This is a genomic window from Aquimarina algicola (assembly GCF_006443095.1).
Lineage (GTDB): Bacteria > Bacteroidota > Bacteroidia > Flavobacteriales > Flavobacteriaceae > Aquimarina > Aquimarina algicola.
Genome location: NZ_VFWZ01000003.1, coordinates 539,478 through 564,005 on the forward strand (window position 1 = coordinate 539,478; position 24,528 = coordinate 564,005).

General features: G+C 34.2%; 15 protein-coding genes. All 15 read right to left on the reverse strand.

Features of this window, described 5'->3' with window-relative positions; translation table 11 throughout:
• Positions 1-21 precede the first annotated feature (21 nt).
• Positions 22-1,698: a phage tail sheath family protein gene (locus FHK87_RS13180; RefSeq protein ID WP_140593676.1), complete on the reverse strand. Its 1,677-nt coding sequence runs from the start codon at positions 1,696-1,698 to the stop codon at positions 22-24.
• A 21-nt stretch (positions 1,699-1,719) separates the two neighbouring features.
• The gene (locus tag FHK87_RS13185; RefSeq protein WP_140593679.1) at positions 1,720-2,748 is read right to left on the reverse strand and encodes a hypothetical protein; all 1,029 of its coding nucleotides are present in this window, start codon (positions 2,746-2,748) and stop codon (positions 1,720-1,722) included.
• Positions 2,749-2,760: 12 nt separating this feature from the next.
• Positions 2,761-3,339 (reverse strand): DUF4255 domain-containing protein, encoded by a 579-nt coding sequence (locus FHK87_RS13190; RefSeq protein WP_140593682.1) that lies wholly within the window; start codon positions 3,337-3,339, stop codon positions 2,761-2,763.
• A gap of 6 nt (positions 3,340-3,345) precedes the next feature.
• Entirely contained in the window at positions 3,346-3,669 is a 324-nt protein-coding gene (locus FHK87_RS13195; RefSeq protein WP_140593685.1) for a hypothetical protein, read from the reverse strand.
• A complete protein-coding gene (locus FHK87_RS13200; RefSeq protein WP_140593687.1) occupies positions 3,666-5,393 on the reverse strand; it encodes a glycosyl hydrolase family 18 protein in 1,728 nt (575 codons plus the stop codon). Before FHK87_RS13200 ends, FHK87_RS13195 begins: the two co-directional genes overlap by 4 nt.
• 592 nt (positions 5,394-5,985) lie before the next feature.
• Positions 5,986-7,440 carry an arylsulfatase gene (locus tag FHK87_RS13205; RefSeq protein ID WP_317133546.1) on the reverse strand — a complete coding sequence of 485 codons (1,455 nt, stop codon included), beginning with the start codon at positions 7,438-7,440 and terminating at the stop codon, positions 5,986-5,988.
• A 21-nt stretch (positions 7,441-7,461) separates the two neighbouring features.
• Positions 7,462-9,060 carry a sulfatase family protein gene (locus FHK87_RS13210; protein WP_140593690.1) on the reverse strand — a complete coding sequence of 533 codons (1,599 nt, stop codon included), beginning with the start codon at positions 9,058-9,060 and terminating at the stop codon, positions 7,462-7,464.
• A 67-nt stretch (positions 9,061-9,127) separates the two neighbouring features.
• Complete coding sequence (locus FHK87_RS13215; RefSeq protein WP_140593692.1) at positions 9,128-10,783, reverse strand: SwmB domain-containing protein; 1,656 nt, start codon at positions 10,781-10,783, stop codon at positions 9,128-9,130.
• A 14-nt stretch (positions 10,784-10,797) separates the two neighbouring features.
• Complete coding sequence (locus FHK87_RS13220; RefSeq protein ID WP_140593694.1) at positions 10,798-12,573, reverse strand: RagB/SusD family nutrient uptake outer membrane protein; 1,776 nt, start codon at positions 12,571-12,573, stop codon at positions 10,798-10,800.
• Between the two features lie 12 nt (positions 12,574-12,585).
• Positions 12,586-15,654, reverse strand: coding sequence for a SusC/RagA family TonB-linked outer membrane protein (locus FHK87_RS13225; protein ID WP_226294228.1), 3,069 nt, complete (start codon positions 15,652-15,654; stop codon positions 12,586-12,588).
• A 55-nt stretch (positions 15,655-15,709) separates the two neighbouring features.
• Positions 15,710-17,596, reverse strand: coding sequence for a right-handed parallel beta-helix repeat-containing protein (locus tag FHK87_RS13230; protein WP_226294229.1), 1,887 nt, complete (start codon positions 17,594-17,596; stop codon positions 15,710-15,712).
• A gap of 173 nt (positions 17,597-17,769) precedes the next feature.
• Positions 17,770-20,106 carry a glycoside hydrolase family 2 protein gene (locus FHK87_RS13235; RefSeq protein WP_140593698.1) on the reverse strand — a complete coding sequence of 779 codons (2,337 nt, stop codon included), beginning with the start codon at positions 20,104-20,106 and terminating at the stop codon, positions 17,770-17,772.
• Between the two features lie 8 nt (positions 20,107-20,114).
• Complete coding sequence (locus tag FHK87_RS13240; protein WP_140593699.1) at positions 20,115-21,641, reverse strand: sulfatase family protein; 1,527 nt, start codon at positions 21,639-21,641, stop codon at positions 20,115-20,117.
• A gap of 3 nt (positions 21,642-21,644) precedes the next feature.
• On the reverse strand, positions 21,645-23,057 hold the full coding sequence (locus tag FHK87_RS13245) for an arylsulfatase (RefSeq protein ID WP_140593700.1): 1,413 nt from the start codon (positions 23,055-23,057) through the stop codon (positions 21,645-21,647).
• Positions 23,047-24,456 (reverse strand): sulfatase, encoded by a 1,410-nt coding sequence (locus FHK87_RS13250; protein WP_140593702.1) that lies wholly within the window; start codon positions 24,454-24,456, stop codon positions 23,047-23,049. Before FHK87_RS13250 ends, FHK87_RS13245 begins: the two co-directional genes overlap by 11 nt.
• Positions 24,457-24,528: the final 72 nt, after the last annotated feature.

The following is a 24,528-nucleotide window of genomic DNA, read 5'->3' on the forward strand; positions in this document are numbered from 1 at the left end:
GTGTGTATAATGATTTGTTGATTATCCTTTTTGCATTTCTTGCTGGAATGTGATTTCTATGAATTCTGCCGGATGTGAAACTGCTACTTTTACAGCTACAATCATTCTTCCATTAAGAATATCATCTGCAGTCATGGTACTTCCTAATCCTACTGATACAGAGAATGCATCTGCCGGCTTAGGCCCAACTAAACCTCCTTGGTTCCATAATCCTAAAAGGAAATTACTGATCATGCTTTTTACAGTTACCCATGTATTGGCATCATTAGGAGCAAATACATATGCCCCAGCAGCTTCTTTTACGGATTGTTCTATATAAATCAATGTTCTTCTTACATTAATATATCTCCAGTCATTAGAGTTACCATCTAATGTTCTCGCTCCCCATACCAAAATTCCTTTACCGGGAAATGATCTAATAGCACAAACAGATTTACCATCCAATGGCATATTGAGATCCTCTTGCGCTTTGAAATCTATTTTGATTGCAGGAGCAACCACACCTTGTACTCCAACATTTGCAGGGGCTATCCATACGCCTTCATTATTATCAACAGTCGTATATATACCTGCCATAGCAGCACTTGGTGGCATTAAATTGAGTTTTTCAAGAATATGCTTCAATAATAGTTTATAAGAAGGGCTCAGGTTTTTTAACACCGAATCTGCCTTATCTTGGGTAATTCCATCTGCTCCGGGTTTGGCGGCAAATAATGCATTTACATATTTGACCGGATTTGGAACAGAATTTTTAGTACTTGGATCAATTACATTAGGAAAATCAGCAGTAAGCATTGCTTTTGCTACTGTATAACTTGATGGAGCTATATTTTTGTAAGAAACATCTGTTAATTGATTAACCGTTGTATGAAGCCATGGATAATAGGCCGCTGCGTAACTATTAAACTTTTGTAATGTGGGTTCTACAGCATTTCTAAATCCCTCTACGCTTGTTGTTCCTACTAGTGGCTCACTATATCCTCCAGGAATATCAATTAATGCAACTCTATTGGCTAATTCTCCACTATGATTAATCATTTCACCTTGTAACGTGTAACAGAGCGCATACTTTTTTGCCAAATCTGTTTCTGTATCATCCATGAGCTCTACTGCATCAGGAATCACAATCATTGTAGGTTCTGTTTCTTTTTCTAAAAGCGTAAGTGCATCTGTAAAGGGTTTGGTAGAAGATAGCCCTGTCATGGTATAATCATACCCACCCGTAGAAACTACATAGCATGTTCCTCCTCCGTTTTCATAAAAAAAACGAATAGCACTATATAATCTGTAGTTTACTGTTGCGGTCGCAAGACTATATCCTTTTGCTCCTGCAAAAAAATCCGGAGTTACAATCGCTTTTGCCGAACTGGTTGCAGACGCATCTGATTTTGAAGCATCAGCAGATTTCTTTTTACTTGCGTCTCCTGTTGGTGCAGGTTTTGTTGTAGCACTAGCTGTAGCAGAAACATCTGCAATGCTAAATTGAATCTGAGGAGGAGCTCCCCCAAAAATTGCATTAAACTCTGCTAGTGATGTAATTCTTACCGCCTTATTTACCAAATCTTTACCATTGTAACTCGTTTGCCCGGTATATCCTATAAAAGCAGGAATCGCAGTAGGCACGGGTACAACGGCATTCCCAAAAGCATCCAATTCCTGGATGTATACTCCTGGTGTTTTCATTGTTGTTACTGACATTCTTTTTAAATTATTTAAGAGTTATATATAAATTATCGTTTGAGAATAAAACATATTCTCATTATTCACTTCTTTAGTAATAATTGATGAAACACCAGGCACAGGAATGGTAATGTCTTGTTCTAGTATCAAATCAGAAAAATCATTGTTGTAATGTATTTTTAAAATAGAATTATTGGTTGCGCTCTGTTGTAAAGTAATCGTTTCTGCCGATGTAAAAATGTTAGATGCTTTTCCTCCGATTACAGTACTTTTATCAGGTCCTGAATATTTGATATTGCTATCATTCTCTATAACCATATCCTGAACTGTAATTTTTTTATCCTCGGGTACTACAATTACATATTGCCAAAAGGTTGATCTGGCTTCAAAATTAATTTTTAATAAAGGGGTTATATTTTGTTTTAAAGATTCTAAAACAGATTTCATTTGTAAATGAAATATGCCATAGCAATTATTTTCAATCATTTCTGAAGTCCCAAAAAACTTCTTGGACAATGTATTATTAATCCATATTTCATAAACTCCGGTTCCAAAAGTATTGATATCAACATAAATCTTTTGTTGTTCTTTTTGTACCTCTTGAGTAAAGATTTCCTGACCTCTATCATCTCTAATTATGACCTGATCAGATTGTGTCGATGATACAGCAACATAAAACCTAAGTGATTGTACATCGAGATATGTTTCTGGCACTATCTGTTCTTCTGAAACTATTCTATTTTCTACTCTTGAATTTGTAAGATATAATACTGTATTTTGTTTTTTGGGTAATGTAACATTTGTATAATTATCAAAATTTTGATCTGTATTGAGGAGTTGAAAGTATAAGTCTTCTTTTGTATTTAGCTCATCCCAAATAGTTTTTGAAGGCCTCATCTGTACATATCCCTCATATCTATTTTCGTGATTTCGAAAACGGATATTATAGTTTTTCATTAGGCGGCTCGTATTTTCCATAGGCAATAATTGAAATACAGAACACTTGCCATTATTGAAATAAGAATGCCATATTTCTAGAGTAAGCCAACAATATAAATTTGTGTTCATATCTATTCTTTTTTATCTCTTTTGAGCGCTTGTTCCTAAACCGCTGATGCCAGATATTTCTTCTTTTATATGACCCTTTTGTATGCTTATCATTCTAATTTTATACAATATAGAAGGAACATATTTTGCTCCTATACCGCTCCATAAATGACTTAATTCTTGAATGGGAACATTATAAATCTCAAAAGTTAAGCGTTGGATTGATGGATCTAAATCCGGATGTGTTTCGGGTGTAAAAATCATCGATGCCTGAAATAATCCTATCACATGGGTGAGCATTTTTAATGCTTCTACATAATTTTCTGAATTATAGTTTGCTGATACCAACATGTATATATTTAAGTATACAGGAGGGTTCACTTTGCCATATTTACCTTGATCATCGACGATATAGCCTCCCATATGTTTCACTGTTTTTTCGTGCTCAAGGTTAATCACCGACAATACTACTTTGTTTTCTATATTTTGAGTTACGCTTCCGTCAAGATTGATCAAACTTCCCAAGACCACAATATCATCAGCAAGCCCAAAAGACATCTTAAGGTCTCTGTTCAGTAAATTTGTTATAAATAACAGGGCTTTGTCTAACATAAATCTCTATTTTTTATTTTCTATTTGTGTTTTTATGGCGGCAGCTACCATTCTCGAAAAATAAATTCCTAAGACACATAATCCATATAAAACTGTAAATGTTGGATGCTCTTTTGTAATGATTTGAGAGACCTCTTCGATTTCTGCAAAAGCGCCAGCATCTTTCTTAATCACATATTCAAGGATCAAGGCTATCGGGATACTGGCTAGTAATACAAATAACATCCACAAAAACTCTTTAGAAATTACTTTCTTTACCGCAGCCCATATTTTTTTGAACTTACCTTCTTCATTTTTAATTTTTTTTTCGTCGTTTACAGATACATTCATGGTAAATCCTTTCTCCTTTTTTCTATGATTTTGTTTGCGAAATAGAAAGCAACCACTCCCAATACAAAACCTATGATTAGCATCACAATACCATCGTCAATCCATCCTAACATTCTAAAAACCACTATAGCGATTATTAGCATTAGCGTGATATAATACGATTTCAAAGCGGGGTCATTAAAAAATCCCGCTCTGGTATTGGGGTAAAACATCGCTCCCAAAAAACCAAGGCATCCAAAAAACAAAACGAATGATAGAATGTATAATAGAATGGTTTTGTAGTTGGTTATCGAGACTAACTTTTTTTCTACCCGATTAATTTTACTATCAGGATCTGTAAGTCCCAATGCTTTTGTAATACCAGAAACAAGAGAGCTAGATTGCCCATCATCATCTAAAGCTGTAGTAGTACTATCTACAGGCTTTGCTAACTCTGTACTGATCACCTTCCACAAACCGTCATATCCTTTATCATACCCTAAAGCCCACAATCCTAGGCCTTTTAGTTTTTTGTCTTTGATGAATTGAGTTTTGTATATAAAACTAGAATCGTTCTCGAACCAGCATTGTCGATATTCTGTTTTTTTACCTTGTATTCTGTAGGCACTATAGGCACTTTTACTAATCGGTTCTATATAAAAAGACTCATTGTTTTCAATATTAGATTTGATATAACTGTATGTTCTACTGCCAATGTATTTTTTTACTTTGGATTGAAGGCTTTGATTTTCAGTTTGCCAAAGACTTCCATAAGTAGGTAGTGCAAGGATTAATTTTTCTGCAGGAATACTATTTTTTAAGTAATAATCTACTGAGGATGTAAGGTTATAGGGTTCCCAGGTCTTTTCACTTTCTAAAGGAGATACAGGTCCTGCTACGGTACTGGTCGCACCATAATAATCATACCCCATAATCACAAAAGTATCTACAGCCTGATTCAATGCTTTAAAATCTAAAGCTTCGGCCCAATTAACACTTGGCAGGGTTATATATACTTTATAATTTTTATTTGCTTTTTTGAGTGCATTAGATAAGGTTAACAAGAATCCGGTATATTTATCTTTTTCACTTTTATGTACTCCTTCAAAATCAATACATACCCCGTCTCCCTGACGTTTTGATAATAGTGTAATGAGATTTTTAACAAGTGTATCGATTGCATCAGGGTTTCTCAATAATTTTCTATTATTCTTCTCACCAAAATTACTTACCGTGAGTAATATCCGCTTATTAGGATATGTTCGTATAGAATCGATCAATGCAGTAGTCTCCCAGTCATGAGTAGAAATCGCATTTCCTGATGTCGGGTCTACTTCATAAGAGAAATAAGCAATAGTAGAAAGTAGAGAAAAGTTGATATTTTTGTAATAATCTTTTTCCCAATATGGATACCATCCAAGAACTTCATACCCCAGTTCGAAGTTACTGGCAGTTGTAAAAAAAGAAGATAGTGTATCTCCATCATCGATATTGGTCTCGAATGTAGGTACTTTTTTATCTCTTAGCTGTTTGTGATGCTGATGGATAAATTTTCTTCCTAGTTTGGTCGAGTCATCGTGATGAAATAATTTTTTGAGTAGTTTAAGTTTTTTAGATGCCTTTTTAATCACCTTGGACGTATCTTGAAAGAACAAAACTCTTTCTGAGATCGTCGATGAAAAAGCATAATTATGGCATAAAAAAACATAAAGCACTGCTATAATAGGGATCGTTTTGTAATGCATATTAATTCACTGTAATCTGGATTAACAGAAAAATTTAATACGGGGGAGTCATAGTAACAATCAGAACTATAAAGTACTGTGTTCAATCTTAAAATGATCAATAAGAATATCTTATATAAAATCTATTTTAGATTTATTCGTGTAATTATATTTTATGGTATAAAGTTAAAATCGGTTAAACATTGTCTACTACAAATTGAATAAAAATTATCGAGACCGCATTATGGCAAAACCACAATATTTATCCTTTGTTGGCGTAATTTTTTCATAGTCTACTGGTAAATAGAGAATAACATCCTAAAAATAGGATTCAAAATGGGTTACATCTGTTCTAAAGAATTCATATTCTTTTTTAGTATTATCCTTTATGTCAAGTGATACAAACATATTCAAAGGAGCTTACCAAAGACTTAACCTTTTGGTTTTTAGAATTTTTCATATGGATTCTGATCAAAAGCACCTTTATTTTTTCAAGATTTTTTTACTTTTCAGTTTGTGAATAGACAACAGCTTAGATTTAAAAATGAGATAAAAAAAATATCAAGAGGATTTAACTCCCCTCGATATTTTAAAATACACAAGTTAACTAATTCTATTCAAAAGGGAATAATTTTGACGATGTCGAAGATATTTTCATTAGGTTTCTAAATTCTTCTACAAGCTCAGGATGTTTTTCTGCTATATCATTCGACTCAGACATATCCTCATCTAAGTTGTATAATTCGATTTCTCCTTGCTGTTTTTTATTAATATTGTACCAAACTGCTTTCCAGTTTCCTTTTCTAATTGCTTTTCGGCCACCTTTTACATTAAACTCCCAATATAAATAATCATGTTCCTTCTGATTACCTTTACCAAGTAATGTAGGAAGCATAGAAATCCCATCACTGTTAGTTGGTTCTTCTGCCCCTACCAGATCTGTTAATGTAGGCATAACATCCCAAAACGCTGAAACGTGATTTGAAACTGTCCCCTCTTTAATATGATTGGGCCATATTACAATAAATGGAGATCTAATACCTCCTTCATACAAATCACGTTTAATCCCTCTTAGTCCAGCAGCACTATTAAAAAAGACCGGATTTGCTCCACCTGCATTATGAGGACCATTATCACTCGCAAACATGATAATTGTATTTTCGGCAATACCCATATCTTCTACTTTCTCAACTATTTGCCCTACATATGCATCTAATCGGGTAACCATAGTAGCATAAGTAGCATAAGGTTGATCCTGAGGACTATACCGTTTTTTAATTATATCCGGGCCATAATCTGATGCATATTTATCCTCAGAGGTATATGGGATTTCTTCAAATTTTCCTTTGTATTTTGCATATATAGAATCATTGGGCGAAATCAATTCTGCATGAGGTAATACTAATGGTACATACAAAAAGAAAGGATTATCTTTATTTGATTCTATAAAACCTAGCGTCTTCTGCTGAATTACATCAGGTGCATAGGTGTTTTTATGGGTCCAATCATTACCTGGTAATGTCACTTGTTCTTGGTTATGATTAAGATATGGTGGATAATAACGATGGGCTAATCGCTGACAGTTATACCCAAAAAATTCATCAAAACCTTGATTATTAGGGTCTCCTTCATTAAATCCTAATCCCCATTTTCCAAATGCCGCAGTGGCATACCCTTCTTTTTTAAGCAATTCGGGAATAGTAATAGACGCTGCTGGCAAGGGTACTTGTCCCTCTTGATTTAATTCTCTATTACCTCTTATAGGGGTGTGCCCTGTATGCTGACCTGTCAACAATGAAGAACGAGCAGGTGCGCATACTGCGGCTCCACTGTAATGTTGTGTAAATTTAATCCCTCTAGAAGCTAATCTATCTAAATTTGGGGTTTCAATTTTTTCTTGCCCATAGCATCCCAAATCACCATATCCCAGATCATCAGCCAAAATATAAATAATATTAGGTTTTTGATTCTTTGCAACAACCTCAACCTTATTATCTTTTTTTTCTTTTCCACAAGAAAATAAGATGAGAGAGAGTAGTGCTATAAGATGTGTTGAATACATTTTCATATTTGTAGGCTTCTATATTTTTTATCTAAAGGTTACTTCTTTCACGTTATTTTTATATTCTTTACCTCTCAGAGATTCAAAAGTTTTTATCATTTCTGCAAGCTTATCAGGATTTGATTTTGCTAAATTATTTTGCTGCCCTATATCTTCTTTTAAATTATAAAGCTGAAACTCAGGAAGACTGCCGACTTCTATTCCCACTTTTTCTCTAAAATTCTTTCCTGGATACATTGGGATCATGAGCCAATCGCCGCTTCTTAACGCTGTTCTTGAAGTTGCTTCAATTATTAAGTTTTCTCTTCCTTTATTAGATTCACCTAGCAATACATCTAATAATTCTTTGCTGTCAGTAGACGTTTCTTCTGTATTAACTAAATTAGCTAGTGAGGCTAGTAGATCCATTTGGCACACAATAGCATCAGACACCTTAGGTTGAATTTTCCCTTTCCAATACGTTATAAATGGTACACGGGTGCCTGCTTCAAACAAACTATATTTACCTCCTCGAAGTCCTCCTTTGGCATCATGCTTGCCATTCTTTTCTACCGCATCATCATAATAACCATCATTAAGCACAGGACCGTTATCACTAGAGAAAATTACCAAGGTGTTTTCAAGAATTCCCTCTTCTTCGAGTGTTTTCATAAATTCTCCGATACACCAATCGGCTTCTAAAATTACATCTCCTCTTGGCCCTAAACCAGATGTACCAGCAAATCTTGGATGTGGTGTCCTTGGTACATGTGGTTGTTGCATCGCGTAGTACAAAAAGAAAGGCTTATCCTTATGTGTTTTTACATAATCTTTTGCTTTGGCTAAGAAATGGTCAGCCATATCAATATCACTCCATTTGGCGGCTTCTCCACCTTTCATATAACCGATTCTTCCTATACCATTTACAATACTATTGTTATGCCCATGATGCCATTTCATTTTTACCATTTCTGGATTAGAAATTGCAGTAGGCTCCCCTTCGAAATTTTCTTTATAATTTACCAAAATTGGATCGTCAGGATCTAAACCAACAACATTACCATTTTGGATATAAACCGTAGGAACACGATCTTGGGTAGCTGCCAAAATATAGGATTCTTCAAAACCTACTTCGTTTGGTCCAGGAGTAATTTTTGTATTCCAGTCTACAACACCCGTACCCAAACCAAGATGCCATTTACCAACTATCGCTGTTTGATAACCTTCTTTTTTAAGCATCTTAGGCAAGGTTTGCTGTTCTGTACTAATCAATAATGGTGCAGTACCTGGTAATATCTTTGCTTTTTTATTTCTCCATGGATACATCCCTGTGAGTAATGCATATCTACTTGGTGTACATGTCGCTGACGAAGCATATCCACTTGTGAACTTCACGCCTCCTTCTGCTAATGCATCTATATTAGGAGTTTGTAGCTCTGTTGCTCCATAAGAGCTCAAATCGCCGTAGCCTAGATCGTCTAAATAAATCACTACGATATTTGGTTTAGTAGATGTATCTTTTTTACTATCAGTATTGGCAATTTCTATTTTTTCTTTGTCTTCGTCTTTATTTTCAGATTTACAGTTGGTAAAAAACACTATTAATGCTATTAGTGTAATTTTAAAAATCTTACTTATTATAGTCATATTTTAAAATCTTTATTAAAGTTGTTTATTCATAAAATATTAAGGGTCATTTTTTGAAAACTTACATCTACATCCTTGGTTCAATCAGTGCAAAAGAATTATCATCAAAATATATAATTTGTTCACCAGTAACACCAGAATTTGTATTTGGCCTAACTCTAATATGATATTCATCACTCATATCCATGGTTAAATTAGCTTCTTGCGAAAGTTCGACCCATTGCCCTTTAGCAACACCCATTAGATCCCATGTTAAAGTAACATTATCAGAATTACTAGGATACTTAAATATGGTATTAAAGGCAAGTAATGTAGATGAAGGATCAATAAATACCTTTATAGAGACTCTATATGATCCTGCAACACCAGTTGCCCCATTAGCATAAGTTATTGTACCTTTCAACCTTGTATTTGTGGTTACATTAGTAAAACTCATTGATGCTATACCACTGGCGGCAATGCTCTCGGTACGTGCATAAATCTGATCCGAATCATCTCCATTAGCATTTCCAACATTATAACCCGCTGCAAAAGCATTTTTAAAATCAGAATCTGAGACTTCATAACCAGCCCAATCTGAATCTAAAATGTTATCAAAAAATATTTCAACAGCTTCTGGACCAAAGCTTTCCAAGGTTCGTGTATCTACAGATTGGATATTACCTGTTGTATAGGTTATGGTGATCTCATCTGAATTATAAATTGGTGCAGATAAGGTCAAATCAATCTGTGAAGCATCATCTGCATTAATAGCCACTGAGCTGACAGGGATATTTTGATTAAATCCTGCGACTGTATTGACTACATTTACAGTAAAATTATTCTCTTCTCCTTCTGCTATTGAACCAACCTCTCCATTGACCTTAAAAGAAATCATATCTGAAATATCTTCGGTTAGGTTACTTGAAATCACAAAAGGTTTTGATGATGGTATTACTTTAATATTTAGTGGGATTAGTTTTACTGCCTCACCATCAGGTGCATCATCACTTCCTCGTTTTGAAGTTATAATCCCTGCTGTAAAATTACCCAAACGATTGTATAGCACACCTACAGATTCTTTATTATTTGTATCAATATTTCCGTTATTAAAAGTCCATACTCTTGTATCGGGTTCTCCAATAGTAGTCATATCAATATATGTTAATTCTTCACCGGCTTCAATAGTTACTGTTGGCCATGACGCACTATCTGCTTCATTTGGCATATCTACCTCACTTACGTTCAGAATTTCTTCATCTCCTTTCATCACTTTGAAAGCAGGCTCTATATCATCAAAAACTTTTACTGTAAAGGTCTTTTCGACAACCCATTGCCCACCAACGAAAGTTGATTCTTTGACTGAATCTCTAAATACATTTCTTAATACTACCTCTTTGATTCCGGGTTCTGTAAATTGTACATTCATTAATTTTTCTTCGTAAGACAAAGGGCCATTTTGAACCACAAATTCTGAATAGATTGAATCATTTTCTGTAAAATCATTATTTAGCAGTTTGGTTCCTTCCGGTATTCTCCAACTATGTTCGATTGCATTCCTGGAAACATCGATAAAACCAATATAATCTCCTAATGCTAATACATAATCACTGCTTTCAAACCCTTGGCTAGTAGTCCATCTTAAACTCGAAAAATCACCAAATGGAGCTTCATAATCATCGCCATTGCAGCCAACAAAAAGGGCAATCAATCCCATTAAAATACTGTATATTACTTTTTTCATCTTTTTGCTTTTAATTAGTTTGAGCCTGAAACTGCTGGATTATTTAATGTCTCAATAGTTGGTAGTACTAAATAGCCATTGGTATAAAACTGTGCGGCACCTGTATATTCTTGTATGAGTTGGGGATCGTTATCTGGATCAGGGCTTATTCCTTGTTGTACAAAACTATCTGCACTAGTTTCTAGGGCAGCATTGGCATCATTGTAATATTCGTAATCTATTACATAATATGGCTGTGTAGACAGATCAGTATACCTCTCTTTAGCAATCCCCCATCTTCTAAGGTCAATGGCACGAATAGACACTCCTTCTACAGATAACTCTAATGGGCGTTCTACAAACATCAAATGATCCATTAAAGATTGTTGTGTATAGGGCACTCCGGTAACCAAATCAGCATTTATATCAAGCAACTGTAATCCCCAACGCTCACGTATTGGATTTATATTATCAATAGCTCCTTGAATATCATTATCCCCTAATAGTAAGCATTCAGCATACATCAAGTATACATCTGCTAGACGGTTCAAGATTACATTTTTACCAGATTTAAAATTAGTATCGCCTTTTTCTATTTCATTTTCGGCAATATCATGATTAGTATATTTTTTGAAAAAACCATATTTTCTTTGTTTACCGGAAAAATTCACTTTGTTTGGTGCTGATGGAGAAAGATAATATTCTGTATCCTCATCATTGACCATGGCTATCATTGCTGAAGCTCTTAAAGACACTTTTCTTAAACGTGTTAAACCAGTTCCTCTATCTGTTACTGTGTTTCTTGGGTCACTCGTGTTTAAAGGTTCATTTGAATATGCATGTATTAACCATGCAGCAGCTGTAAACTGCTCATTAACACTTGCCCCTCCAGCATCCTTAGGCGCAGAAAATCTACCGTTTCTGGTCGCAAAACTCTCTTCATCAAAACTCCCATCTTCTAATTGTAGCTCTGTTGTATAGTTAAGTTCGAATATAGACTCTGAATTGTAATCTCCAGCTTCTACGAACATAATGCTTGTATCTTGAACTAGTTTATAGCCATAAGGACCATTGATTACATCTTCAAAATATCTTTTTGCAATTTGATAATCTTCAGGGTTCTGTGATGCTGAATATAGGTAACTAGTACCTAAAATTGTGGCAGCAGTTCCTGCGGTAACTCTGGTTCTATCAAAAAAAGTCGGAGGCAAATTTTCATAAGCAAATAATAAATCTTCTCTAAAAAATTCTATAACCTCTTCTGAAGTGCTCAATGTCTTTTGAATTTCTTCTTGATTTGCCGGTACAGCATCTCTTATCACAATTTTGCCTTCATTATATAGTGAATGCAGGTAGAAATGTGCCAAACCTCTAAAAAAACGCGCCTGTCCCATTTGATTTGTCCATTCTTGTTGGCTTTTTAAGCTATCATCCATGCTATTCAATCCATCAATAAGTTCATTAGCTCGCCATATTACTTGGTACAATGCCTGCCATCTATCATTAATAAAAGTATTATCTTCTAAAATAACATGCTGATAGTAGTTTAAAGCATTGATGGCAATATTTCCTTCTCTAATCCCTGGGAACGCCATATCAGATCGCCATGCTTCTTCTCTTGCACTTACAATCCAGGAGTTTAACATAGAACCATATACTCCTGTTAAAATCCTATTAGATTCCTCTAAGTTTCTAAAAAATGTATCTGTAGATATTTCATTTGGATTTGTTACTTCTAAATAATCGTCACAAGATTGCATACAGGCAATACAAATAACAAAAAGTAGTATTCTTTTTAAATATGCTTTCATTTTTCTTGTTTTTTAAAATGCAATTTGTAAACCTAAACTATATGTAGATGAAATAGGATATCTGGAAGAGTCAATACCTCGATTTTCTACACTATTACCACCAATTTCCGGATCGTAACCATCATATCCTGTAAAGGTTAGAGGATTCTGTGCAGTTAGGTATAATCTTAACTTGCTCAATGCAACACTTTCTAATGGTTCTTTTGGAAGTGAAAAACCAACAGTTATTTGTTTTAATCTTAAATAGTCTCCACTCTCTAACCAATAATCTGTATTAAAATCATAATTTGGATGTTCGCCATTATTTCCTCTAAAAGAAGGTATATCAGATGTAGGATTATCAGGAGTCCATTGATTAACTAAATCCTGATGGCGTTGAAAACTATATGTTGCTGCTTTATTACCATTTAAAATTTCTGCCCCTACAGTACCAAACCAGTTCATAGAAACGTCAAAGTTCTTGTAATCCCAGTTTAGATTTAGGCCATATTCAAAATCTGCTAAACCACTTCCTTTATATATTCTATCTTCATTTGTAATATTACCATCTCCATTAGTGTCTACATATTTTAAATCTCCCAATTGTGCATCTGATCTAGATGGCAATTGTCTATATGCTTCAAGTTCTTCTTGTGTTTTAATGGTACCATCGGTTTCAAATAAGAAAAACGCACCAGCTTCAAAGCCTCTTGCTATTACAGTATTTGAGTTGATGTTATTAGAATCATTGAAAAAAACCACACTATTACTTACTACTTTGGTCACCTCATTTTTAAAAGTAGTAAACGTTCCTCCGATTGTTAAGTTACTTGCCCCGATTTTTGTCCTGTAATTTGTGGTTATTTCAAACCCTTCGTTGGTCATGTTTCCTACATTTAGAAACAGGTTAGGGTTATCGATTGCACCTGCAGAACCCGGTAAGGTTACTGGAAACAACATATCTTCTTTTTCTGTTTGATAATAATCTAGTGTAAAACTTAATTTATTATTGAAAAGACCAAGATCAATTCCAATATTTTTTGATATCGAAGTTTCCCATTTTACATCTGCATTGGCATATGCTCGTATTGCCGATCCCACATCAAAATTATTGTCATTTACGTCAAAAACATAATCTGCAAACTGTGCTATGGTTTTTGCAAATTCAAAATCTCTAAAACCGTCATAACCGACTTCTGCATAGCTTAATCTAAGCTTAAAATTATTAACGGTTTCTTCTAGAGGTTCCCAAAAGGATTCACTAGATATATTCCAGGCTGCAGAGACCGAAGGAAATGTACCCCATCTAAAATCTTCACCAAATCTAGATGAACCGTCGTAACGAACTAGAGCTTGCAAAATATATTTTTCTTTATAATTGTATTGAAGCCTTGCCAAGGTACCAACACGCTTTGTAGTATAATCAAATCCACTGCTTACATTTTCATTAATAGTACCTCCATTTAAAACATCAATCGCATTACTGGTTATACCCTCTATAGATGCAGTAAATTGTTTATTATTATCTTCTTCTAAAGTACCAACAGTTTGCAGTGTCACATCATGATTTCCAAATTTCTTGTTATAAATAAGGCCGGCATCCCAACTGAATTTGGTTGTTCTTCCAGAAGATGTTGTTACTCCGCTTCTGGTTGGATCATTTTCTGATATTCCCGTTTCTACATTAAATAGATCAAATCTTGGAACAAAGATATTTCTAAAATCGTTGGTTATTGAAGATCCCAGGTTTGTAGTAAAATCAAGATGTTCACCTAACTTACGTTTAATTCCTAAATTAATATTGGTTCGATCTGTATTACTATCGTCTTTCCTTTTTAGTGCTTGCCCTAAAGCGATCGCTGGTGTTCTTGTACCACCCGAATTATTTATAATTGCCACCTCGGCATCTGGATCAATTTCTGGGAAATAAGGTCTATATCTACTTGCTGTCACAATGAGCCCGGTACTAGAACGTCTTCTTTTTTCATGGGTGATCGCCACACTAGCATCAATTTTCCAATTATCAGTTACGTATGTGGTAGTGATACGACCATTGTAACGCTTAAAATTAGAATTAATTAGAGAACCATCTTGATCAAATAACTGCCCACTAGCATTATAAGTAAATTTATCTGACCCACCAGAGATATTTAGATTATATGTTTTTATCTCGGCATTATCAACCAGTACAAAGTCGTCAAATTCGTTATCATTATTCAACCATTCTGGAGTATTATTAGTTGTAGGACGAAAACCATTAAAATATTCAAATGTATCAAGTTCATAAAATAATTGATCCTCGGTATTCATTAGTGGAGTACCGTCTCCTAAAAACTGAAACCCATTATTAAGATCAAAATTTACCTTCATCGATCCTGCAACACCCTTTTTGGTCGTTATTAATATAACTCCTGCTGCACCTCTTGATCCATAAACAGCTGTCGAAGCGCCATCTTTTAGAACATCAATAGTTTCAATTTCATTTGGACTCAATCCTGGGTCCCCTATTTGCGGGATTCCGTTGACCACAAATAAAGGTGCATTATTACCTTGTAAAGATGTAATTCCTCTAATCAAAATATTTGCTTGTTCACCCGGCTCTCCTGAACTTGAGGATACACTTACCCCTGCAATTTGTCCTTGTAATCTAGATGCAATATCCGATGTTACAAACTGCTGAATATCTTCGGTATCTATTCGGTCTACTGCACCGGTTAAGACTTTTTTACTCACAGTACCATATCCAACTACTATTATTTCATCTAAACTTTCCGCATCTTCCTCAAGACTTACATTTAAACTTGCCCCTGTGACTGTTACAGATTGATCTTTTAATCCCAAATAGCTAAACGTCAAAACATCCCCTATTTCGGCGTTGATTGAGTAATTCCCATCAAAATCTGTTGAAGTACCTCTAGAAGTACCTTGTATTAAAACTGACACTCCCGGGATTGCGAGGTTGTCTGCGGCGCCAACCACTTTTCCTTTTACTTCTATTGTATTTTGAGCGTACCCAACAAAGGATATGCTTAATACAATTAACATGAAAAGATTGAGCCCCTTTCTCCTTATCTTTTTTTGAATTGATTGTTTTCTCACCATATGACTAGTGTTTGTGTTTGAATTTTGCTTTGATCTTTGTTTTGAATTTTGATTTTTATTGAAAAGTAATATCAGGCATTGATTCATCAGCTTCTATTAGATTAGGTGCTTTGCCTTTGTATGTATTATTTTCAAATTTTATATTTTTTGAATCTTCTATTTTAATGGCGGGACTTTCTGGATATAATTGTGGAAATGTACCGGAGTTTGTGATCGTATTCTCTTTAAATACTAAGCCATTTGTATTCGTTACCTGTAAAATTAAATTATCAAATTGATTAAAAATATTGTTCGTTATTTCAATATTTTTAAACGCTATATTCTTGTTATCATCATCTGTATTAAATCGGATAACTCCTCTATTTTTACCTCCATGTTGGCAATCTTGAAATGTGTTTCCTCTTATCACAACATTAGCAGCATTACCCGATTCGTACCAATGACTACTCTCAACAGGAATCAGCAATGCTTCCATTTCTGTATTAAAAAAGTTATTTTCAATAAGAGTATTCTTTGGGTTAGAAATTAACAACCCTCTAGCTCTATTATTACCTATTTTACAATTTTTAACTATCACTTCGGGATAAGCATCTAGGTTTTCTATCAAATCCCCTTTCTTTATATCATTTGGTAATTTCTCATTCAAGGTTATAATCTGATACCTGTTATTGATATATTCAATGTCTTTAATCGTTAATTGTTTATAGGGAAAGAAAGAGTTACTTAATCTAACAAGACCAAGATTATCATTAGGTCGACCTATTACAAAAGCTTTTTGTTGATGATGTCCCATTCGAACACCAATTCTGTAATCGTCAAGTACATCTACAATTTTTTGATAACTTCCATGTATATTAGATGCATCATCCAGTTGGTTTTGAAATGTACAGTTTGTTAATATAATTTTCCCTCTACATCCTACAAAATGTGTTGCATCTGCAGTCGTCGATACCATACGGCCTTGAGATGGTATAACATTAAAATTATCTAATAGTAGGTCTTCAGAATTTTCTGCAATAATACCCATACCGCCTGCATGGTGTATAGTAACATTTGTACCCTTAAAACCTTTTGTATGTGTCACCCTAAAAGCAGGCGCAACTCTATTTAATCCTTGTTCGCCTTTCATGCTCAGGATATTACCAACTGGTGGTATCTTTTTTTTATGCCCATGAACCCTAATTAAACCAGGTTTTAGTTCTTCTGCCCTAACACGACGTTCTACACCTATATTTTTATTTCCAACATCACGCTTGTCATATTCATATTTATATACAATATTATCTAGATTGAATGTTGTTGATGTTTTCGATTTTGTTGTGATACTGGTGTATTTTTCAGTATTAAAAGAAATTCCTTTTCTCTTAGGATCAAATAATATAGATTGTCCTAATGTATGTTGATAGTACTCTTTTATAAAGAAAATTTCGCCATTGCGAATATCATATGGATATTCTTTTGAAATCTCCATATCAAATGTTTTATTTTCTATATTATTGGCTACAATTAATCCTTCACTATGAAATGATTGATACCAATCTATAGATACATTTTTGACATTGATATTTGTACTGCCTTCTATAAGAAATGGAATAATAACACCATGAAATATAAATAGTGAGCCTTGACCGTCTATCGTTAAGTTTTCTTTATTTAATATTGGAAAAGGGGTATTGACCATTCCATCTCCGTGATTTGAGATATAACAAAACTTTTCATATCCTTTGTCTGGATAAAAATGATAGGTTCCTTTTTCAAATCTTATTTCTGAAATAGGTTTCTTATCGGCTTGTAGGATTCTAGACACTACAGCAGGTGTAGCATCTTTGGCGATTTCTAAAGTAAATTCTACTATTTCTTTTTCAGGTAGTGTATTACTCGAACAACTTATACTAACAAGTATCGACACTAACAAAATGACGATTGTTTTATTTTTTAACATTTAAGTACTGAATTTCATAATTATTAGCATTGTAAATTTCATTTAATTCAATAGATAGCTTGTGCATATGAGTAAATTAAATGTGCTTAACAGTAAATTAACATTAAAGACATAAAAAATTAAGCTTTATATATAATTTGAGGTATAGTACTGTTTTGAGGGCTTTAGGAATACTAGTGAACTATAAACTTGTAGTCTTTTTTGAAGTTTTTTGAACTTGTAGATATATTAATTGGTCCTTTAGCATTTCCTATTTTGATCAATGCTGTTGCGATACCTGCTTCGGCTTGAATAGTATCAAGATTAACTACTTCTGCATTTCCGTCAATGCTTATGTTGATCTTTTCTTCAAAATCCGGATTAATTGTATCATTATCATCTACTCCGGCGATATACAGAAATAATACATCATTTTGCCCGGCAGTTGCTTCTTTTCCACTTTTATCCAACCAAACACGAAGATTTGTTGTTTTTTGTGGTGTTTTTACAATATCTTCTGATACTTTTTCTCCATTCACAAATCCTATAGCTTTTAAAGACCCAGGTGCAAACCTCTCTACCTTAAAAGTAAATGGGGGATTCTTCAGGTTTTCAGTATTCTTACCCAGGTCTGGTTTTTGTTTTGCAATTAAAGCCTCATTAAGGTATAAAGCTACTTCATCACAATTAGAATAAACTTTGATTTCATTAGAGGATTTTTCATTCCAATACGTTGCAAGTTTTACTACTGCTCCTTGATCAATCTCGCGCTGGCTTTGATAGAAATAATAGGCAAATTTTGGTAATCTAAAAATATCCATCAATCCTGAATGTTCGATATTATCATGATTCCCTCGATTATAATCATACATTACCCAATAACTATCTGAATAGGCTGGTGTATTAAAGTTATCATTATGTGCTTCTTGCACATTATATGCTTGTAGCATCATACGTTTTTCTCCAAAACCTCTTGCTTGACGACTACTCAATTCCTCACGTAACTCATTTGGTAATTTGTCTTGATTAAGCCCTGCATTTTTAGAAAAATACTCCCAATCACCATATTCTGAAACTGAAAGGGGTTTGTCTTTTAACGGATGAGGCCTTAGAATTCTATGTTGTCGCGCTTGCAGATAGATATCATAAACCTCATCCATCCATCCGCAAGAATATACATTTTCTCCTGGGAATTCTGCGTGAACAATTTCATTGAGTTTTTCCATAAAATGAACCGGCATTTTTGTCTCATTCAAAGAGACCTCCCACGCCATTACACAAGGATGATTTCTATCTCTTCTTATTAATTGCGTTGCTGAATTGTAGCAGTAATTTCTAAATTCGTCTGTATCATTATAAAATTGCCACCCCATGATTGCATCAATGACTACTATCCCCAACTCATCACAGGCATTCATAAATGCAGGTGACTGTGGATAGTGGGATAATCTGATATAGTCAAATCCTGCATCTTTAATTTTTTTTGCGTCTCTATATTGCGCATTATCGGATAGTGCATAACCAATAAAAGGGTATTCTTGATGACGATTCACACCTCTCAAAAACGTTTGCTTACCATTAATGTAGAGTTTATTGTCTTCAAAAGTAAATGCTCTAATACCAAATCTTGTTGTTTGTTCTTCGATCACCTTACCATCTTGTGACACCTTTGTTACCAGATGATATAAGTTTGGATGTTTTGGCGACCATAAAGCAGGATTGGTAAGCGCAATTTGATCGGTTAACTCGATATCGCCATCTGCTTTAATTTTTACATTAGAAGTTGTTTTTGTTTCAACAATTTTTTCATTTCTATATATAGTTTGAGTAAGTTCTACCGATGCGGCTTTCTTATACTCATTCACTAAATGCGTTTTTATATTAACGATAGACTTTTCTTCTGATACTTTAGGATACGTAATAAAAATACCTCCACCTGCTACTTTGTTGGCTATACTAGGGTGAGAAATATAAATTTTTTCTTTTGTGATTAATGAAGCTTTTCTATATAACCCTCCGTACATATTAAAATCCAGTCGCTTCAATGGTTTTGGACCCGTGACAATATTATCTGTATTATCAAGGCGAACAGCAATTAGATTTTCTTCTCCTGTTTTTATATATTTTGAAATATCTATAACAATCGGTAGATATCCTCCTTGATGCTCATTTACCTCCATACCATTTATCCATATTTTAGAATAATTCATAGCAGCTTCGAACTCCAAAAACATTTTTTTGTTTTTATGTTCTTTTGGGATGTACATTTTTTTTCGGTACCAACATATCCCTTGCCATTGGTCATTAACAACAAAAGGTTCTATATTCGCTGTATGAGGTAAACTTATAGTTTGCCAAGTAGAATCATCATAATCCGGAGAATGAATCTCACCTTCAAAATCCTTTGATTCTTCTATTTTACTAAACTTCCAAGAGGCATTGATATTAGATTCTTTTTGGGTAGTTTTTTTACAAGACTGAAAAGCTAAAGCAACAATCATTAGAAGTATAAGTATTCTTAAATATTTCATATGTGATATTAATTCGTTTGACCCTTTTTAATTTCCCCGTATTTGTCTTTCCATTTTTTGAACCCTATTTCTACACCATTTTCCATTTGTTTGTGCACTTCAGGATACTCATTTTTGAGCCATTCTACGAGTCCACGAGTTTGCTCCATAGATTTGGGTTCATATACAGTACTTACAGGTATCATCTTTTGATCCAAATCTTTCGTCATTGACCTCAATTCTGTTAATTTATAAGCATATTTTGGGTTTTTTGCCAGATTAACCAGCTCATGAGGATCATTTTGTAAATTGTATAATTCTTCAACAGGCTTTGAGTCTTCAAAAAAGAATTTTTGAGCTTCATTTAATGCTTCTTCTTCTTTTAAGGTTCTCATAATATGTACTGCCGGTCTGTAAAACTCTAAGTATATTTGATGTGCATCGTAGGGTACCTCTGGTTTATCATTTCTAATATATTTCCAATCGGCAGAAGTAATTCCTCTTGATTGTTCTTCTATCTCGTCCCATAGATCACGAGCTCCGTAAACATATTCTCTATTAAAATCTTTATCAAAAATTGGTTTTCCTGTCATATACTCAGGAATCTTGATACCAGCAAAATCCAGAATAGTTGCAGTTATGTCTGTAGCACTGACAACATCTTTTCTTATCTTACTTTCTTTAAACTGCTTAGGGTAATAAACTATTAGAGGAATTCGTAACCCCGGATCATGTAAATACCCTTTACCTCTTATATTACAGCGACCATTGTCACCAATAAAAATAACAATGGTATTCTCTGCCATTCCTTTTTCTTCAAGTTCTTTAAAAATCATCCCCACCTCGTGATCCATATATTCAATTTGATCCAAATATTTCGCCCAATCTAGTCGTATCATCGGATGATCAGCCATATAGGGGGGCATTATAACTTTCTTTGGATCTACAGGATGCGAAGATTGTTCTCTTACTTTATCCCACCAGTCACCTCTGTGTGTTACCTTTAACTGAATTTGTGCAAAAAATGGTTCATCAGCTTTCTCAAATGTGTCATACTTATCAAACAGACCGAATTGCGTCTTACCGTTCCATATTCCCAGAGGTTTATGTTTAAAATTAACATCGATCTTACGGCCTTTGTCCATCACTGCATGATGCCCAAGAATAGTTGTGTATCCTGCATTTTTGAGCCAATATGTATATGGTTTGAATGTTGAATCTAAAGGTACATTTCTATTGCTTCTATGATGATGGGTGTTTGTTTTTACCTGATGTGTTCCAATCATCATCGCAGAACGACTTGGTGAACAAATAGGATTGGTTACAAAAGCATTGTCAAATCGAACTCCCTGAGCAGCCATTTTATCCAGGTTGGGGGTTTTTACATTTGGCATACCATAACAAGCTAAATCCGTACTGATGTCTTCTGCCATTAACCAAATGATATTAGGCTTCTTTTGTTTTTTTGTACGATCTGTTTTGTTTTGTTTTTCAACACAAGATGTCAAGACAAAAACCGAAATAAAAAATAATATGTATTTATAAAGTCTTTGCATCTTCTATTCTTTAAAAATCCCACCAGATTGAGGATAGTGTTCTATTTTCACACTCTCCTGTTTTAATATAGTATTTGCTTTTTCGACTATTTCTGGATATTTTTCAGAAACGTCTTGATTTTCAGTGATATCTTCTTCGAGATTATATAATTCTGTGTGATATCTATCAAACAATCGTACGGCTTTCCATTTTCCAAAACGTGTAGCTTGTTTAAACCCTTTAACACCTTTACCAGCTTGAATTTCCCAATATAAATGATCATGTTCTTGTTGTTTTTGATTAAACAACTCTGGTAAAAAAGAAATACCATCTATATTTTTTGGTGCCTTTGCTTCTGCAATATCTGCCAATGTGGGCATTACATCATAAAATGCACTAGGGTGATTAGAGGTGGTACCCGCTTGAATTTTATTCTGCCAATAGGTAAACATTGGAACTCTTATGCCTCCTTCATATAGATCTCTTTTGTATCCTCGAAGGTTACCACCACTTTTAAAAAATTGGTAACTGTGGTGGTTTTCGTTTGTAGGTCCATTATCACTTGTAAATATTACAATTGTATTTTCTAATTCTCCAGATGCTTTTAGTGCATTAAACAATCGTCTTATTTGAGCATCAAGCATTGTGATTCTAGCTGCATGACGACGTTCTATTTCTGGCCATTCTTCAATTTTATCTACGTACAAATCTGTTTTACTCAAAAAATATTCATGCGCATGCGGAATTCTATATGACATGAATAAAAAGAAAGGTTTTTCTTGATCTTTTTGATCTAAGTAGTCTAAGGCAAAATTGGTTCTAAATTCGTCTAAGCAACTCCAATTATTATAATTATAAAATATAGAATCCTGAGTATTATTTACCCAGTGTACTCTCTCATCTATTTCTTTTCCTTTTTCATCAGGACCCCATTGTTCTTGTACTGCATAATCAAAACCACGTCCTTTTGCCCAGGTAGAATAATCGTAAGATACTCCTAGATGCCATTTTCCTATCATTGCAGTTTGGTAACCTGCACCTTGCAGCATTTCTCCAATAGTGGTTTCTGATTTTTGTAGTGGTACTCTGGCATATTTTTCTGGATATTTCCCTTTGTTTCCTCTAATACTCACATGCCCTGTATGCAACCCTGTCATTAATGAAGCTCTAGACGGTGAGCAAACCGACGTACCTGCATAAAAATCAGTGAAACGCATTCCTGCTTTTGCCAGTGAGTCTAAAAAAGGAGTTTTTATAACTTTTTGACCATAAGAACCTAACTCACCATATCCCATATCATCTGTTAACAGGAAAACTATATTTGGCTTTTTATTTAGGTTGGTATTTTTAGTTTTTGGTATGGGTTCAGGTTGGCTTTTATTCTTGCAAGACACAAATCCAATACATAGTATTATGATTAGTATATTAACTTTCATTGTTGTCATTATTTTTTTTCATTTTATATTTTGGTACCGCTTCCTCTTCCCACGAAGCTAGATCTGTTTTTAATTGATTTTCTATTGGTAATCCTTGTCCAATTAGGTTTTTTGTTTCGCTAATGTCTTTTTCTAAATTGTAGAGTTGAAACTTACCACTACGATATTTGATCAGTTTCCAATGATCAGAAATAACTGCTGCATATTGATCTTCATAACTTCTAAAGAAGTACAGGTTACGTTTCTGGATAGTATTTCCCTTTAGAATTGGTAATAAGCTCACTCCATTGATCTGTTTATCTTCACATATTTTACCGGAAGCAATTTCTATCAAAGTCGGATATATATCTATAGATTGCACTGGTACTTTTGAAACTGAATTTGGTTTGGTCACTCCAGGATAATATATCATAAAAGGTACTCTTGCTCCTCCTTCTCCTAAGGTATCGCCCCCTTTTTTACCTCCTCGAAGTGGTCCGTTTTTATACATTCCTCCTTGATCTGATAATACTATAATAATTGTGTTGTCTGCAATACCTTTTTCTTCTAATGCTTTTCTGACCCGACCAACTGACTGATCTACTGCTTCTACCATCGCATGATGATTGGCATATTTTTCTTCTATATCAGCTTTCTTGTACTTTTCTAATAGATCTTTTCTCCCTATAGTTGGAGTATGCACGGAATAATACCAGAATGACAGCATAAAAGGCTCTTCTTTATTGTAGTCTTTTATAAAATCCACTGCGCCATCAGTCAAAACACTTGTTAAATAGTCTCCTTCTTGCACTCCTGATTGTAGAAATCCATTGGGATCATCTTGAGGCTTAAAGAATGGATAATAATAGCTTTTAGGGTGTCCTGCATCGGTAACACCATAAGACTTATCAAAACCTTGTTTGGTAGGATAATGTTTCTTGTGACCAAGGTGCCATTTGCCTATAAACATATTATAATATCCAAATTCTTTTAATCTTTCTGCATAGGTTATTTCTTGTAGTGGCATATAATTAATTGATGGCATTTGTGCCGGATCTTTGGGCCAGAAGCTATATTTGGCATCTGGGTTGTCAGGATCTATTTTAATATGCCTTACCATTTCACCTCGCACAGCCTCTTTACCAGTTAACAAAGAATATCTACTGGGACTACAGGTTGGTGTTGGTATATATGCTTTTTGAAATTCGAGACTTTCTGTCTTTAATTTATTAAGGTTTGGTGTTTTGAAAGAATCATTACGATACCCAATGTCCGCCCAACCATAATCATCTACAAATAACAAAACAATGTTAGGTTTTTTTGGTTTTTGTTCCTGTTTCTTTTTAGGTTCCTTACAAGATGAAAAGGAAAGTAAAGCGATTGCTAAAAGCGCACCTAATATCTGTTTGTTGTTTCTCATTGGTTGAGTAGTATGATTGTTTTATTTATGTAAATATCTCTTTACACCTTCTAAACTTTGTTCTTATACGTT

Excerpts from the sequence above, each read along its gene's own strand:
- FHK87_RS13180 (WP_140593676.1), bottom strand. The coding sequence starts at position 1,698 with ATGTCAGTAACAACAATGAAAACACCAGGAGTATACATCCAGGAATTG.
- FHK87_RS13185 (WP_140593679.1), bottom strand. The coding sequence starts at position 2,748 with ATGAACACAAATTTATATTGTTGGCTTACTCTAGAAATATGGCATTCT.
- FHK87_RS13190 (WP_140593682.1), bottom strand. The coding sequence starts at position 3,339 with ATGTTAGACAAAGCCCTGTTATTTATAACAAATTTACTGAACAGAGAC.
- FHK87_RS13195 (WP_140593685.1), bottom strand. The coding sequence starts at position 3,669 with ATGAATGTATCTGTAAACGACGAAAAAAAAATTAAAAATGAAGAAGGT.
- FHK87_RS13200 (WP_140593687.1), bottom strand. The coding sequence starts at position 5,393 with ATGCATTACAAAACGATCCCTATTATAGCAGTGCTTTATGTTTTTTTA.
- FHK87_RS13205 (WP_317133546.1), bottom strand. The coding sequence starts at position 7,440 with ATGAAAATGTATTCAACACATCTTATAGCACTACTCTCTCTCATCTTA.
- FHK87_RS13210 (WP_140593690.1), bottom strand. The coding sequence starts at position 9,060 with ATGACTATAATAAGTAAGATTTTTAAAATTACACTAATAGCATTAATA.
- FHK87_RS13215 (WP_140593692.1), bottom strand. The coding sequence starts at position 10,783 with ATGAAAAAAGTAATATACAGTATTTTAATGGGATTGATTGCCCTTTTT.
- FHK87_RS13220 (WP_140593694.1), bottom strand. The coding sequence starts at position 12,573 with ATGAAAGCATATTTAAAAAGAATACTACTTTTTGTTATTTGTATTGCC.
- FHK87_RS13225 (WP_226294228.1), bottom strand. The coding sequence starts at position 15,654 with ATGGTGAGAAAACAATCAATTCAAAAAAAGATAAGGAGAAAGGGGCTC.
- FHK87_RS13230 (WP_226294229.1), bottom strand. The coding sequence starts at position 17,596 with ATGTTAAAAAATAAAACAATCGTCATTTTGTTAGTGTCGATACTTGTT.
- FHK87_RS13235 (WP_140593698.1), bottom strand. The coding sequence starts at position 20,106 with ATGAAATATTTAAGAATACTTATACTTCTAATGATTGTTGCTTTAGCT.
- FHK87_RS13240 (WP_140593699.1), bottom strand. The coding sequence starts at position 21,641 with ATGCAAAGACTTTATAAATACATATTATTTTTTATTTCGGTTTTTGTC.
- FHK87_RS13245 (WP_140593700.1), bottom strand. The coding sequence starts at position 23,057 with ATGAAAGTTAATATACTAATCATAATACTATGTATTGGATTTGTGTCT.
- FHK87_RS13250 (WP_140593702.1), bottom strand. The coding sequence starts at position 24,456 with ATGAGAAACAACAAACAGATATTAGGTGCGCTTTTAGCAATCGCTTTA.